This window comes from Methylobacterium sp. 13MFTsu3.1M2, assembly GCF_900112625.1.
GTDB lineage: Bacteria > Pseudomonadota > Alphaproteobacteria > Rhizobiales > Beijerinckiaceae > Methylobacterium.
Genome location: NZ_FOMM01000031.1, coordinates 40,403 through 54,937, shown reverse-complemented (window position 1 = coordinate 54,937; position 14,535 = coordinate 40,403). Strand labels below are relative to the sequence as shown.

The window sequence follows — 14,535 nt, the reverse complement described above, 5'->3', positions numbered from 1 at the left end:
TCGCCGTCCCGCGGACCGGCCGGGCGCGGCGCGCGGAGGCGTGCCGCGGGCGGATCCGCCGCCCGCTCGCCCGAGTCGGCGCACGGGTCGGCGCACGGATCGGCGCATGGGGATGAGCCGCCCGCGCGGCGATCGTCGCGCCCTCCTCGCCGGCCTCGCCGCGGGCGTCCTGGGTCTCGTCCCGGGCGGCTTCGCCGCGTCCCTCGCGGGCGCGTCCGACGACCCGCGGCGCGCGGAGACGGGCGGCGCGCCCGCCGCCCGCGTGGTCGCCCTCGACGGGTTGTTCGCCGAGACGCTCCTCGCCATCGGCCTCGTGCCGGTGGCGATCGCCAACCGGCCGCTCTACGAGAAGCTCATCGCGCAGCCGCCCCTGCCGGACTCGGTCCTCGACCTCGGCCCGCTGCAGGAGCCGAACCTCGAGTTCCTCAGCCTGATCGCCCCCGATCTCATCCTCGCCGCGCCGTGGCAGGCGCAGATCCAGGTCGCGCTGACCCGGATCGCCCCGGTCGTGGCGCTGCCCATCGTCGCGGGCGCGCGGGAGCCGATCGACCACCTCGACGCGCTGACCCGCGACCTGGGGGACCGCGTCGACCGCGCCGCGGCGGCGCGGGCGCTGGTCGCCGGGACCGACGGGGCGCTCGCCGAGGCCCGGGCCGCGCTCGCGGGCCGGACCGGGCGCCCGGTCTACATCTGCCGCTTCCGCGACGACGGGCGGCAGCTGGCCGTCTTCGGCACGCGCAGCACCGTCGGCGCGGTCGCCCAGCGCCTCGGCCTGACCAATGCCTGGACCGGCCGGCAGAGCGGTGCGGGCACGGTGCTCGCCGCGGTCGAGGACCTCGCGGAGGTGCCCGACGCGACGCTGATCCACTTCGACCGCGGCGCCGAGACCGCGCGCGCCCTCGGGCGCCTCGACGACAGCCCGCTCTGGCGGGCGCTGCCCGCCGTGCGCGCCGGCCGCGTGATCCGCATGCCGGTCGTCCATCCGAACGGCGGCCTGCCGTCGGCCGCGCGCTTCGCCCGTCAGGTCGCCGCGGCGCTCGGGAAGGCCCCGGCGTGAGCGCGGCCGGGGCCGGAGCGCGGCGGGCGCGAGCCGACGGGGCCGGGGCCTCGCCGCTCTGGCGCGGGGCGGGGCTCCTCGCCCTCGCGCTGGCGGTGAGCGCCGCGCTGCTGCACGCCAACCTGGCGGCCGTCCTGCCGCCCGGGCAGTGGTGGGCCGCCCTGCTCCACCCGACCGACGGCGACATGCCGCAGCTCGTCCTGCGCGACAGCCTGCTGCCGCGCCTCGCCATGGCGGTCCTGGCGGGCGGGGGGCTCGGCCTGGCCGGCGTGCTGTTCCAGCAGGTGCTCGACAACCCGCTCGCCGAGCCCGGCACCCTCGGCGTGTTCGCGGGGGCGAAGCTCGCCCTGGCCCTCGCGACCCTGTGGTGGCCGGCCCTCCTGATCTACGGCTACGAGCCCGTCGCCGGCGCCGGGGCGGCCCTGTGCACGGGCCTCGTGCTGCTGCTGAGCGGGCGCAGCGGCTACGCGCCGTCCACCGTCATCCTCGCCGGACTGGTGGTCGGGCTGTCCGCCGAGGCCGCCAACCGGATGCTGGTGCTCGCGCATTTCGACGCGCTCTCCGACCTCTACGCGTGGCAGGCCGGCGCGCTGAACCAGAACAACTGGGACGGCGTCCGCGGCCTCGTCCCGCGCCTCGCCCTCGCGGCCCTCGCGGCCGGCCTGCTGGCGCGACCGCTGACCCTGATCGAGCTCGGCGATGCCGGGGCGCGGGGCCTCGGCGTCTCCACCGCCGGCACGCGGCTCGCCGCCCTCGCCCTCGGCGTCGCGGTCGGCGCCAGCGTGACCGGGTATCTCGGGGTGATCGGCTTCGTCGGCCTGGCGGGGCCGGCCATCGCCCGCTACGGCGGCGCCCGCCGGCTCCGCGACCGCCTGCTCTGGGGGCCGGTGGCCGGGGCGGTGCTGCTCGTCCTGACCGATCAGCTCGTGCAGCGGCTGATCGGCCGCAGCGGTGTCCCGACCGGCGCCGTCACCGCCCTCGTCGGCGCGCCCCTGCTGGTCGGCCTCATCCTGGGCCTGCGCACGGCGCGCGAGGCGCCGCCGGCGCCGGGGCCTATCCCGGTACGACTCGCCCGGCCGTGGCCCGCCATCGGGGCGCTCGCGATCCTGGCGCTCGCGGCCGTCGGCCTGTCGCTCACCCTGGGGCGGGATGCCCAGGGCTGGCTGTGGAGCCCCGATCCGGGCGCCCTCCTGGCCTGGCGGGCGCCGCGCGCGCTGGCCGCCCTGGGGGCCGGGGCCATGCTCGCCTACGCGGGCGGGCTGCTGCAGCGGCTGACCGGGAATCCCCTCGCGAGCCCCGAGCTGTTCGGCGTCTCCGCGGGCGCGGCCCTCGTGGTGGTGCTCGTCCTGTTCCTCGCCCCCGGCCTCGGTCCGGCCGCGATGCTGGCCGCCTCCGCGGCGGGCGCGCTCGCGACGCTGCTGGCGATCCTGGCCCTGGGCCGCCGGGCGCGCTACGCCTCCACCCGGATCCTGCTCGTCGGCGCGGCCCTCACCAGCCTGATCGGCTCGGTGATCGCGCTCCTGCTCGCCACGGCCGACCCGCGGACCGCCGCCCTGCTGACGTGGCTCTCGGGCTCGACCTACAACGCCACCGGGACCGAGGCCGGGCTCGCCTGCCTCGGCGCGGCCCTGGTGCTCGCGGGCACGCCGCTGCTCGCGCGCTGGCTCACGATCCTGCCGCTCGGGGCGGAGACGAGCCGGGCCGTCGGGCTCCAAGTCGCGCGGGCGCGCCTGACGGTCCTGTCGGTCGCCGCGATCCTGACCGGCGCCGCGACCCTGCTCGTCGGCCCCCTGAGCTTCGTCGGGCTGATGGGGCCGCACCTCGCCCGCGGCCTGGGCTTCAGCCGGGCCGCCGAGCAGCTGGTGGCGGCGACGCTCGCCGGCGGCCTGATCATGGTGCTGGCCGACTGGCTCGGGCGCGTCGCGGCCTTCCCGTGGCAGTTGCCCGCCGGCCTCGTCGCGACGGTTCTCGGGGGCGCCTATTTCGTCTGGCTGATGCTGCGCCGATGATTCTCTCCCCGCTGAACGCCCTGTTCGTCGGCCCCCTCGAGGGCTACCGGGATCGGATCGTGTCCGCGGAGGATCCGCGCCCCTCCGTGAGGGGCGCCGACCTGCTCGATCCGCGCGTCCTGACCGAACAGCTCGACCGGTTCGCCCGCACCTTCGCGGCGCCGGAGCCCCGCGCCGTCGCGTCGATCTGGGCGAAGCAGCACTTCTCGATGCTGGTGGTGCCCGCGCTCGCCGCCAACATCGTGCTCGACCTCATCCTGCCCGTGGCCCTCGACGCCGTCGAGATCGTCCCGGACGACGGCGGGCTGACGCGGGCGCTCAAGCTGCGCGACCCCGCCGCGGGGAGCGACGGGCCCGGCGGGCAGACCCAGGAGAGGGCGCCGGCGGATCGCTTCGGCGCGCTGATCGACGCGCACCTGGCGCCCCTGGTCGGCGCCCTGGCGGCGGTCTCGGGCGTGGCGCCGCGCGTGCTGTGGAGCAATGCCGGCAACATCTTCGAGTTCGTGGTGCGCCGCACCGAGGGGCTCCCGCAGGCGGGCCGGACCGGGCACGCGGCCGCCGCGAGCGTCCTGACGAGCCGCCGCCGGTCCGGCGCGCCCAACCCGCTGTTCGCGCCGATCCGCTACGTCCCGGAGGCGGGGGACGCGCCGGCGGGCGCGCCGCCGCGTCGGGTGCGGAAGGTCTGCTGCCTGCGCTACCTCATCCCCGACCAGAGCCTCTGCGGCGCCTGCCCCCTGCCGGCACGCCCCGAAGCGGGTCCGGCGGGTACGGACGGCCCGAGGAGGCCCGCATGAACGGTCCCGATGCGCCGGTCGTCGCGCGGCCGCGGGGCGCGCCGACGGCGGAAGCCGCGGGCGCCCCCCCGCTCTTCACGCTGCAGGGCGCGAGCTTCGGTCTCCCCGAACGCACCCTGCTGCATCCCCTCGACCTCGTGATCCAGCCGCGGCAGGTGGTGGGCCTGATCGGCCATAACGGGTCCGGCAAGTCGACCCTGATCAAGCTGCTGGGCCGCCAGCAGGCGCCGACCGCCGGCCGGATCGCGTTCGCGGATCGCGCCCTCAGTGCCTGGGAGGACCGCGCCTTCGCGCGCGAGGTCGCCTATCTGCCGCAGGCGCTCCCGCCGGTCCCGGGCATGACCGTGCGCGAGCTCGTGGCGCTGGGGCGCTATCCCTGGCACGGCGCCCTCGGCCGCGTCGCCGACCGGGATCGTGAGGCGGTCCGGCGGGCGCTCGCCGCCACCGGCGTCGCCGCCTTCGCGGACCGCTTCGTCGACACGCTCTCGGGCGGTGAGCGGCAGCGCGTCTGGCTCGCGATGATGATCGCGCAGGAGCCCGCCTGCCTGCTGCTCGACGAGCCGATCTCGGCCCTCGACGTCGCCCACGCCGTCGAGATCCTCGCCCTCGTGCGCGATCTGGCCCATCGTGACGGGCTCGGCGTCGTGGTGGTCCTGCACGACGTGAACATGGCGGCGCGCGTCTGCGACCGCATCCTGGCGCTGCACTCGGGACGCCTCATCGCGGACGGCCCGCCCGGCACGCTGATGAACCCCGACACGCTGCGCGCCGTGTACGACATCCCGATGGGCGTCATGCCGCATCCGGATACCGGTCGGCCGCTGAGCTACCTGCGCGGATCGTAGGCCGGCGCGCGACGACCAGCTGCTCGCGATCCGGCACGCTCGGACCCAGGGTCCGAGCGCGAATCGGCCGGACACTCGGGTGGCGGCGCGCCGCGGACCTCGTCGCCGCCCGGCGGTGACCTCGTGTCGTCTGGACGATCGAGGCATCGGGAAGAGCGCGGCCGTTGCGGCGGCTCCGACAACGCTGGCGAGGACGGAGGGATTCCGAGACGGTGACCGGCCCCCGCGGGGTGGTCCTGTGTCAGGCTTGGGTGCGATCGGAGTGGCGGCTCTGGGCGGTTTCCTGCCGGTGCGCTTACCGACGGCATTGGTTGAGACGCGGACAGAACCGCCGCGAAGCACCCGGCACCGCGGTCTTGAGATAATAGATTATATACAATAACCCTCCGGATCCGCAGTCTGCGCTTCGGGACGGCGCGCTGCGTGCCGAGGCTACGCATGCAACCCTTCTTCTCGACAGAGGGAATTCACCCCAAGGACGCGTTCCGGCGCTGGCGCGAGACGATCTGCGAGCGATTGATCCCGATCGACCAGCAACCCCTTCACGGGGTTCCGTTTCAGGGCAGGCTGGACGTCACCAGCATCGGGCCTGTGCCGATCTCCAAGATGGCACACACCGCCATGCGGACTGAAGCGACCCCCGACGCGATTCGGCGCTATGGGCAGCCCGACCGCCTCTACGCGTCCATGAAGCTCTCCGGCCAGGACGCCATCCAGCAAGGCGATCGGGAGGCTGTATTCCGGACGGGCGACTTCGTCGTTATCGACGCACGCCCGGCCGTCTGCGAGGCCGACACGGGCATCTCCCTCGTCATCGATCTGCCGCGCGAGCGCTTCGAGGCCATGCTGGGTCCGTCCCGGCTGTACTGTGCACTCACGGTCGGCGCGGACCTCGCGTCCACGACCCTGGCAAACACCTTCCTCCAGGAGCTGGTGCGCATGGGCGATCAGCTCACGCCCGACGCGGCCGCGCGCATGGCGGCGATCGGAACGGACCTGATCATAGCGAGCCTCGCCGAACGGATGGCGCAGGAGGTACCCCGTTCCGTCCACGGCAACGTCACGGTCCAGCGCGCCAAGGCCTATATCGAGGCCCATCTGAGCGACCCGAACCTGGATCCGCCGCAACTCGCCGCCGCGATGGGCGTGTCGCTGCGCCGGCTCCAGGAACTGTTCCACGAGCGCGGCCGGCACATCTCCGACTACATCTGGGGACGCCGCCTGGAGGCGGCAGCCAAGCGCCTGGGCGATCCGGCCTGCGCCCACCTGTCGATCGGCATGCTGGCTTACGGCTGCGGTTTCAGCAGCCAGGCGCATTTCGCGCGCCGCTTCAAGGATCGCTACGGCATGAGCCCGCGTGACTACCGGCAGGCGCACAGCCGAGACACGCAACCGGGCGCGTCCGCGTCCCGGCCGTCATTCTCGTGACCTGAGTGACCGGTTCGGGTCGCTCCCGGAACGGCAGTTCGGGGTGGTCTTCCGCCTGTCCGCTTCTGGGCATCAAGTGCGGGAAAGCCGACCTCGGCTTCCATTCGCGCCCAATCTCGAGAAGCGGCGGACTCCGCCACGATCCGGCGCAGGGGATTTCGCATTGCCCTTCGACTGTGCGCGGCGAACGCGCACCGCGTGCGCTGGCTTGCGGTACCGGTCATCCAACCCCCATTCGCCGAGGGCTGTCGGGCGCGGTAAGGTTGATACCCTGCGGCGGGTCGCATCCCGGTCAGGGCAGGCGACGGTAGACACGGGCGAATTCCGTGCCGCGCCGGATTTCGCAGATGCCGGCTCGGCTGACCTTATCGAATACGCCAAGGGATGACTTCACCGTGCGGCGCGGACCTTCCGGATCGGATTCGCGGCCTTCTGCTCCTCTTGGTAAGCGGCGATAGCCATCGAGCAATTCGGTGTCAGGAGGCCGGCTCTCTCGCGGAAGCAGGCCTGGACTTCCCCGCCGTCGGGCGAGAACTGGCCGCAGTGTTCCAGGTAATCTCCTATGCAGTGGCGCTTCAGGTTCTCCTGGCTCGCCTGTGGCTGGGCAAAGGCCATGTCGGAGACGAGGCCGAGGACAGCGGTGAGGCAAGCGGTCTTCGAGATACTCATGGTCGGCTCCGTAGGGTGAGAGATCTACCGAGGAGACGCCTTCAGGCTCCGGTCATCGCCAAATACGGGATGAGGGTGGCGCAGGCGAAGTTGCCGGCGATGACCAGCAGGATGACGGACTGCATGGCCATGACGGCTCACCTCGTCTGCGCGAGGAGACCGGCTGCGGATGCCGGCGTCAGCATCGGCGCGCAGGCGATGGCGCCGATCACGCTGATGACGATCAGCAGTCGTGCGATGATGGTGGTCATGTCGGTTCCCCCTCGTGGCCGTTCGGGCCTTTGGTTAATGAAGGATTTAAGAGCTCGGCCTTACGCGCGTGTTGCTTCGATTGTTGCGTCGAGCAGGGGCCGGCAGACACCGCTGGCGCGCCCGCTTGCCGACCGCTGTGGGACAAGCGGCGGCCGCAAACTGACACGTGTCGGGAACGGTCAAGCATTCGCTCCGCCGTCCACTCTGCCGAAGGAGGCGGCGACCTGGCCGACCAAGGTCGCCCAGGGCATGTCCAAGGCGGCGTAGACCGGGCCCGCCTCCGGGCGGGCGTTGTCCTTCAGGATCTCGACCATCAGCGTCGCGTAGTCGGACAGGACCACGCCCGCCTGCGCCATACGGAGAAGGCCGGCCTGGCGCTTGGTCTCGCTGAACGTCCCGGAGGCGTCGACAGCCACGTAGGCGTCGAGGCCGCGGGCGACGGCTGTCATGGCCGGGAAAGCCGCGCAGACCTCCAGCGAGATGCCGGCGAAGATCAGCTTCTCGCGGCCCGTGGCCTCGATGGCCCGGGCGACGCGCGCGTCGTCGTAGGCGTTCACCGACGAGCGGTCGATGATCTCGTTTCCGGGCAACGCCGCGACCAACTCGGGGAAGGTCGGACCCCATAGGCTGTCGCGCGCCGTCGTGGTGACCACGATGGGCAGGCCGAGCGCCGTGGCGGCCTTCGCCAGGGCGATCACGTTGTGCTTGAGCTCGCCCGTCGAATAGTCCCGCACGCCCGTCATCAGGCCGACCTGATGGTCGACGAGGACGAGGGCTGCGTTCTCGGCGGTGAGCGGTTCGTAGGCGCGAGCGGTCATCGTATCCTCCTGCTCAAGGCCCGTCGGGGCCGGCGACGAGCAAGAGCTATCGGCTGGACCGACGGCCCAGAAGCCGCAACAATCCGAACCCAGCGTCCATAGGTTTGGACGACGAGGAGGCGGCGTGCTCGACCTGAACGACTTCTTCTACTTCGTGCAGGTCGTCGATCGCGGCGGCTTCACGGCCGCCGGGCGGACGCTGCGCGTGCCGAAATCCACTTTGAGCCACCGCCTCCAGCAGCTGGAGGGCGCCCTCGGCGTCCGGCTGTTGAACCGGACCTCGCGCCGGTTCGGCATGACGGATGCGGGGGAGGACTTCTACCGCCACGCGGTCGCGATGCTCAGAGAGGCGGAGCTGGCGGAGACGACGATCCGCCAGCGCCTGACGGAGCCGACCGGCACGGTGCGGTGCACGGCCGGCGTCGCGACCATGCAGTTCGCCCTGGCGGACATCATCGCGGACTTCCTCGTCCGCCACCCGAAGGTGAATGTCGTGGCCCACGGCGCGGACCGCACCGTCGACATCGTCGGCGAGAATTTCGACATCGCCGTGCGGGCCCATACGGACCCGCTGCCGGACTCGAACCTCGTCCAGCGTACCCTGGCGCCGGCGCCCTGGTTCCTGTTCGCGGGATCGGCATACCTCGACGAGAACGGCGCTCCGGACAATCCGGACGCCCTTCGGGACCATCCGTCCCTGTTCATGATGCGGACCGGGGTCGCGCCAGTCTGGCGGCTGCGGCACGCGAGCCGCGCCGGGGACGAGGCGGTACTGCCGTTGAGCCCGCGGCTGATGGGCGATGACATGGTCGGGCTGCAGCAGGCCGCCATCCGCGGCATCGGCGTGGTCGCTCTGCCGAGCTACATCTGTCGTCAGGCCGTCCGCTCGGGTGCCCTGCGGCGCGTTCTGCCCGACTGGGTCGCGGGCGACTCCACCCTGACGGCCCTCATTCCCTACCGCCAAGGCCTGCTGCCGTCCGTGCGGGCCTTTCTCGACCACCTCGCGGCGGAGTTTCCGAAGGCCGTGCTGCTCTAGGCGCGGGCGATCTCGACGAGGTCGGTCGAGGGTGTGCGGGGCCGGGGCCGGTCGCCATCCGCCGCGAGCGCCACCGGATGCCGGATCCCGGCGTCCAAACGATCGGACGATAGGTCCGAAAATGGCTGCCTTCTCGGCCAGCGTCTGTCGCCACACCATCGGCACATCCACGCAGCGAGGCAGGACATGACAGCTCTCGAGACCATCCACGGGGCCGACGCGCTCAGCCCGAGGCTCGGCGAGACCGTTCTCGGAGAGCCCCACCGCATCGGCTCGAACTTCTCCGCGACGCACTTCTCCGAGGAAGTCTTCGACGGGCGCATGGACCCGCTTCTGATGGTCGACCACTTCGTCATGACGGGGCCGACCTTCGAGCCGCACCTCCATGCCGGCATCTCGGCCGTGACCGTCATGTTCGAGGACGCGACCGGCCACTTCCTCAACCGGGACACGCTGGGCCGAGACGTCGCCCTCGAGCCGGGCGACCTCTACTGGCTCGCGGCGGCGTCGGGCGCAGCGCACGAGGAGAGGCCGGCCGAAGGGGCACGGGTCCACGCCCTGCAGGTCTTCGTCAACCTGCCCGCGCGCCTCAAGGCGCAGCCGGCGCGCGCGCTGCACGTTCGCGCGGCCGACATCCCGGTCCTCGAAGGCCGCGGCCATCGCGTCCGCGTCGTCCTGGGGCAGAGCGGCGACGTTGTCGGCGCGGGTGGCACCCCGGAGGAGATGACACTGCTCGACGGCTTCCTACAGCCGGGCGGCGCCTTCGCCCACGCCCTGCCCGAGGGGCGGCAAGCCTGGATCTACGCCGTGTCGGGGCGCGTGTCCGTCCGCTGCTGTGAGGAGGAGCGCCTCCTGCCGGAGGGCGGCGCCCTCGCGGTGGGCGCCGGTTCCGCCGCGGAGATCATCCTCGAAGCCGCCGAGGCTGCGCATGTCGTGCTGATGGCCGGGCGGCCGATCCGCGAGCCCTTCGTCAAGCGCGGTCCGCTGGTGATGTCCACGGTCGCCGACGTCGAGCGCGCGCTCGCCGGCTACGCCCGGGGCGCGTTCGGCCGCATCCCGGCCTGAGATCCGATCGTCCGACACACGAACCCCGCGCGGCGCCGAGCGACGCGCGGACGGCGGAGCCTTGCCCGGCGGCGGTCGGGCCGATGCACCAGCGGGAACTGCGATGCGCGACGACACCTTCGGCCCCGATCCGGCGCCAGGGACGATCACCATTCCGCTCGCCGACGATGAACGGCGGCGCGAGGACGCCCTGCGGGACCTGTTCGCGCGCTTCTGGGACAACGCGACGGGAGAGCCGCGGGCGGTCTACGACACCTTCATAGCCGGCAGCCCGCGCGCGGACGGCGTCGCGTTCGACCCTGTGGACGAGGCCGGCATCCGCGGCTGGTGGGTGCGCCCCGCGGATGCCGCGCCCGGCCAGGCGATCCTCTTCCTGCACGGCGGCGGCTACGTCCAGGGCACGGCCGCGGCCTATCGCGGCTTCGTCAGCCAGATCGCGAGCCGGGCCGGCGTCGCCGCGCTCGCCATCGACTATCCTCTGGCGCCGGAGGCGACGCTGCCCGCTGCCCCGGAGGCGGCGCTGGCTGCCTGGGATTGGTTGATCGGCCAAGGCTACGACCGGATCGCCGTCGTCGGGGACTCGGCCGGGGGCGGGCTGAGCCTCGTCACCCTGGCGAGCCTCGCCCTGCGCGCGCGCGGCCCTGCGCCGGTGGCCGGCGTCGTCTTCTCGCCCTGGACCGACCTGACGCTGTCCGGCCCCTCCATGAACGACCCTTCGGTGCAGGACCCGCTCATCGGCCGTGCGTACCTGCAGGACTGCGCGCGCAAGTATGCCGGCGCGCGCGATGTCCGCCACCCGCTGGCTTCACCGCTCCTCGGCGACCTGCGCGGATTGCCCCCGCTCCTGATCCAAGTCGGCACCGACGAGCGCCTTATCGACGACGCGACGCGCTACGCCCGGCGCGCCGAACAGGCTGGCGTCGCGGTGTGGCTGGAGGTCTGGGAGGGCCTGCATCACGTCTTCCAGCTCGACATCGCCCACCTCGACAGCAGCCGCCGGGCCCTCGACCGAGCCGCCGCCTTCCTGCGCCGCGCCTCCGCATCCTGACCATCGCCGCTCTCGAAGAGGACATGTCCGCCATGCCCACCCGCGCCCCCATCCCGGATCAGGCCTTCGACGTCGTCATCGCCGGCGGAGGCTCCGCGGGCGCCGTGCTCGCGCGCCGGCTCAGCGAGAATCCGAACCGGACGGTTCTTCTGCTGGAGGCCGGACCGGCCTACGCGCCGGGGGCGTATCCGGACGTCATCGCGAACGCGAACCGGGTCGGCGGCGACGCGGCGCACGACTGGAGCTACCACACCCAGGACCGCTCCGGCCTCGGCCACGACGTGCGCGCGATCCGCGGCAAGGTGCTCGGCGGCAGCTCCGGCGTGAACGCCGCGGTCGCCATGCGGGCGCGGCCGTCCGATTTCGCCCGCTGGACCGCGCGCGGTCTCGACGGCTGGTCGTGGGACGAGGTGCTCCCGGTCTTCAGGGCACTGGAGAACACGCCGGCCGGCGACGACGCTCGGCGCGGGCGCTCCGGGCCCTTCCCGATCCGCCAGCGCACGATGGAGGAGATCACCCCCTCCATGCGCGCCTTCGTGTTGGCCGCGGAGGCGGCCGGCCTGTCCCGCATCGCCGACTTCAACGGCGTGGAGCAGCACGGCGTCTCGCCCTACCCGCTGAACGTGGTCGAGGGCCGACGCGTCAACACTGGCATGGCCTACCTGACTGAGGAGGTTCGGCGCCGACCGAACCTCGCCATCGTCGGGGGCGCCGAGGTCGACGCCGTGCTGTTCGACGGCCGGCGGGCGCGCGGCCTCCGGCTTCTGGGCGGCGCGACGGTGGAGGCCGGACGAGTGATCCTCTCGGCCGGGGCATTCGGCAGCCCCGCCATCCTGATGCGGTCGGGCATCGGGCCGGCGGCGCACCTGCGCGACCTCGACATTCCCGTGCTGCAGGACGCGCCGGTCGGCGAGCGGCTCAAGGAGCATCCGTTCTACTACAACGTCTACGCGCTCAAGCGGGAGGTGCGGGCGATGGACCCGGTCGCGGGCGCGATCATCTGGACGCGGTCGCGTGAGGCCGCCCCGGACGAGTTGGACCTTCACATCTCGGGGACGCACATCTTCGATCCGGCGCAGAGCCCGACCGGCGGGGCCATCGTACTGGCCTGCTCGGTCACGCTGCCGAGGTCCGTCGGCTCGGTTCGGCTGGCGAGCCGCGACCCCCGCGCCATGCCGCTCATCCGCTACAACTTCTTCGAGGACCCGGCCGACCTGAGGCGCATGTTGGAAGCGGTGCGCCTGTCGCGGCGCATCGGCCGGACGGCCCCGTTCAGCGACGTGGTCGCGGCGGAGCTGTATCCCGGTCCCGATGTCCGTGACGACGACGCGCTGCGGCGAGCCGTGCTCTCGGCAGTCGACGGCTACGCCCACCCGACCTCCTCCGTCCCGATGGGCGGCCGCGACGACCCGTGGGCAGTGGTCGATGGGAGCGGGGCGGTGCGCGGGGTGGACGGCCTGAGCGTCGTCGATGCCTCGATCATGCCCGACATCGTCTCGGCGCCGACGAATGTGACCACGATCATGCTCGCCGAGGCGATCGGCCGGAGGTTCGGCTAGAGCCGTGCCCGATCGCGTTGCAATCGGGCACGGCTCTAAACCTTTGTCTTGACGCGCTCTCTTACGCCGAACCGGTATCCACTTCGGCGGAGAGCGCTCGAGCGCTCGGCCAGGGGACGGCCGAAGTCGGGACGCCGCCTTCGAGAAGCCGGGCCGCACGCCTCGGCACGTCCGCCCCACCGCCTCCCCCGGCTTCACACGAGAACGGTCACAGACATGGCGTGCTCGACCTCGAAGCGTCTTGCCCCAACCCGCTCCCGCACGGGAGCGGGGGGCATGGCGCGGCTGTCTCGAACGAGGCGCCTTCCTGACCGTCGCGATACGGTCGGAAGCGGCGCCAGCCGCATGACCGGCCGCGCAGACCCTCGCAGAGGGTGCTTGCGCGGACGGCGTCCGCTACAATCGGCGCTTCCGGCAATGGAAAAGGGCGATCCAGGCATGGGCGACATCACGACGGTAGCAAAGGCCTTCTTCGACGCCTGCGAGACCGGCGGAGGCTGGGAGGCGTGCGCGCGCTACTGTGCCCCGCATGCGACCTTCTCCGCCCAGGCCGATGCCCTGGCCGGCGTGACCTCCCTGCGGGACTACACGGAGTGGATGAAGGGGCTCCTGACCTTCATCCCCGACGGTCGGTACGAGGTGCGTTCCTTCGCGACGGACGAGGAGCGCCGGAACGTGACGGCCTACGGGGTCTTCCACGGGACCCACACTGGCGAGGGCGGACCCTGCCCGCCCACGGGCAAATCCACGTCGACCGACTACGTGTATGTCATGCAGTTCGAGGGGGACCGCATCATCGGATTGACGAAGATCTGGAACGACGCCCGGGCCGTGAGAGAGCTCGGCTGGGCTTAGCCATCGCAGCGGCGAGCCTCGTCTTCCGCCGAACAGCGTGACGAGGCCGCCCGACAGATGCGCATCGCGCGGACGAGCTTCCTGGCCTGCCGCTTCTCGCAGGTCTCCGTGACGGCACGACCGGCGACCTTGACCATGAAGTGCCCATCAGCGGCCTTCTCCTCGGTGACGTGAGACATGCCGGCGGTCTCCTGTCGTTCGGGGCTCGGATGTCGGGCGGCCCATCTCCGGGGCTGGGTCGGGTGCGGCAAGGGCCCGTGCGCGGGTGCCCAGGATTGCCTGGGATCGCAGTTGGACAGGCGGGTTCGCCCCGCAACCCGCCTTCGTGATCCTGCGTCAGGAGCCTTCGCCTCACCGACCGGAGGCGCCGCCCTGGGCCGCGACTTCAGAAGCCGCCCGGGCGAGATCGCGTTCGAAGCGCGGGTCGTGGAACAGCGCCTCGGCGATGACGGCCGCGGCGATTTTGCCGGCTTCGAGGTCGGACGGGAAATGGGTGCCGGCGATCACGCGGTTCTCCCCGTAGGTCTCGGCGAACGCGAACAGCGCTTGGCGCTTCTCGGGCACGAGGCGCGACAGAACCGTGGCCGCGAGATACCCGAACGTGGCGTGGCCGCTCGGGTAGGACGTGCTGTCGGAGCGATGTCCGAACGTGGCGAGGTCCGGCTTCACCGTGTAGGGCCGCGGCCGCGCGATGGCGGCCTTCGCCGCCAGCACGGCGAGTTCCCCGTCCTGGAACACACTCTCGATCAGCGCCGCGGTGTCCGGCATCGTCTCCGCCGTGAAGGCTGGGCCGAGCACACCGGTGAAGCGGTCGAGGGTGCACGGCAGGTTCGCGGTGATGCGCCGCTCGTCGTCGGGCGTGCGGGCGCGGACCGCGGCCTCCACGGCCTGCATGTCGGCCTTGGCCGATTCCGAGCCGGCTTCGGGCGGGGGCGGCAGGACGCGCTGCAGCGCCATCGCCGCCGGGTCGACGTAGGTGCTGTGGAGCGTCGCGGCGGTGACGGGCAGGGCAAGGGAGAGGAGCACGGCCAGCGTCGCGGTGAGCCGCCGGCCGCCCCGGCCGGAAATCCGATCTTTCACCACTCCTCCTCAAGCCGTGT

The 14,535-nt window shown here is 72.5% G+C and carries 14 protein-coding genes; 10 read left to right on the top strand and 4 right to left on the bottom strand.

The window, feature by feature from the left end; translation table 11 throughout:
• Positions 1–106 precede the first annotated feature (106 nt).
• The 5 genes from BM314_RS25790 to BM314_RS25770 all read left to right on the top strand — a co-directional run bounded on the left by BM314_RS25790 (position 107) and on the right by BM314_RS25770 (position 6,133).
• Positions 107–1,057 carry an ABC transporter substrate-binding protein gene (locus tag BM314_RS25790; protein WP_091981170.1) on the top strand — a complete coding sequence of 317 codons (951 nt, stop codon included), beginning with the start codon at positions 107–109 and terminating at the stop codon, positions 1,055–1,057.
• Positions 1,054–3,066: a Fe(3+)-hydroxamate ABC transporter permease FhuB gene (gene fhuB, locus BM314_RS25785; protein ID WP_091981167.1), complete on the top strand. Its 2,013-nt coding sequence runs from the start codon at positions 1,054–1,056 to the stop codon at positions 3,064–3,066. The genes BM314_RS25790 and fhuB overlap by 4 nt, the downstream gene beginning before the upstream one ends.
• Complete coding sequence (gene fhuF, locus BM314_RS25780; protein ID WP_091981164.1) at positions 3,063–3,860, top strand: siderophore-iron reductase FhuF; 798 nt, start codon at positions 3,063–3,065, stop codon at positions 3,858–3,860. Before fhuB ends, fhuF begins: the two co-directional genes overlap by 4 nt.
• Complete coding sequence (locus BM314_RS25775) at positions 3,857–4,705, top strand: ATP-binding cassette domain-containing protein (protein ID WP_170855236.1); 849 nt, start codon at positions 3,857–3,859, stop codon at positions 4,703–4,705. Before fhuF ends, BM314_RS25775 begins: the two co-directional genes overlap by 4 nt.
• A 438-nt stretch (positions 4,706–5,143) precedes the next feature.
• Positions 5,144–6,133: a helix-turn-helix domain-containing protein gene (locus BM314_RS25770; protein ID WP_091981162.1), complete on the top strand. Its 990-nt coding sequence runs from the start codon at positions 5,144–5,146 to the stop codon at positions 6,131–6,133.
• Positions 6,134–6,523: 390 nt separating this feature from the next.
• Here BM314_RS25770 and BM314_RS25765 read toward each other — a convergent pair whose 3' ends face one another.
• Both BM314_RS25765 and BM314_RS25760 read right to left on the bottom strand, forming a co-directional pair.
• A complete protein-coding gene (locus BM314_RS25765) occupies positions 6,524–6,802 on the bottom strand; it encodes a hypothetical protein (RefSeq protein WP_056529510.1) in 279 nt (92 codons plus the stop codon).
• Positions 6,803–7,233: 431 nt separating this feature from the next.
• On the bottom strand, positions 7,234–7,872 hold the full coding sequence (locus BM314_RS25760; RefSeq protein WP_091981160.1) for an isochorismatase family protein: 639 nt from the start codon (positions 7,870–7,872) through the stop codon (positions 7,234–7,236).
• 124 nt (positions 7,873–7,996) lie between these two features.
• On the opposite strand from BM314_RS25760, the gene BM314_RS25755 reads away from it, so the two are divergent.
• The 5 genes from BM314_RS25755 (at position 7,997) to BM314_RS25735 (ending at position 13,435) form a co-directional block, all read left to right on the top strand.
• Complete coding sequence (locus BM314_RS25755) at positions 7,997–8,908, top strand: LysR substrate-binding domain-containing protein (protein WP_056529504.1); 912 nt, start codon at positions 7,997–7,999, stop codon at positions 8,906–8,908.
• A 186-nt stretch (positions 8,909–9,094) separates the two neighbouring features.
• Entirely contained in the window at positions 9,095–9,973 is an 879-nt protein-coding gene (locus BM314_RS25750; protein WP_091981158.1) for a pirin family protein, read from the top strand.
• 103 nt (positions 9,974–10,076) lie between these two features.
• The gene (locus BM314_RS25745) at positions 10,077–11,021 is read left to right on the top strand and encodes an alpha/beta hydrolase (protein ID WP_091981155.1); all 945 of its coding nucleotides are present in this window, start codon (positions 10,077–10,079) and stop codon (positions 11,019–11,021) included.
• Between the two features lie 32 nt (positions 11,022–11,053).
• Positions 11,054–12,580 carry a GMC family oxidoreductase gene (locus BM314_RS25740; RefSeq protein ID WP_091981153.1) on the top strand — a complete coding sequence of 509 codons (1,527 nt, stop codon included), beginning with the start codon at positions 11,054–11,056 and terminating at the stop codon, positions 12,578–12,580.
• A gap of 438 nt (positions 12,581–13,018) precedes the next feature.
• Positions 13,019–13,435 (top strand): ester cyclase, encoded by a 417-nt coding sequence (locus BM314_RS25735; RefSeq protein WP_056529496.1) that lies wholly within the window; start codon positions 13,019–13,021, stop codon positions 13,433–13,435.
• On the opposite strand, the gene BM314_RS25730 is transcribed toward BM314_RS25735, so the two are convergent.
• Both BM314_RS25730 and BM314_RS25725 read right to left on the bottom strand, forming a co-directional pair.
• Positions 13,432–13,614, bottom strand: coding sequence for a hypothetical protein (locus tag BM314_RS25730; RefSeq protein ID WP_056529492.1), 183 nt, complete (start codon positions 13,612–13,614; stop codon positions 13,432–13,434). The two genes, BM314_RS25735 and BM314_RS25730, sit on opposite strands and share 4 nt — an antisense overlap.
• Positions 13,615–13,786: 172 nt before the next feature.
• Entirely contained in the window at positions 13,787–14,515 is a 729-nt protein-coding gene (locus tag BM314_RS25725) for a phosphatase PAP2 family protein (protein ID WP_091682788.1), read from the bottom strand.
• Positions 14,516–14,535 lie beyond the last annotated feature (20 nt).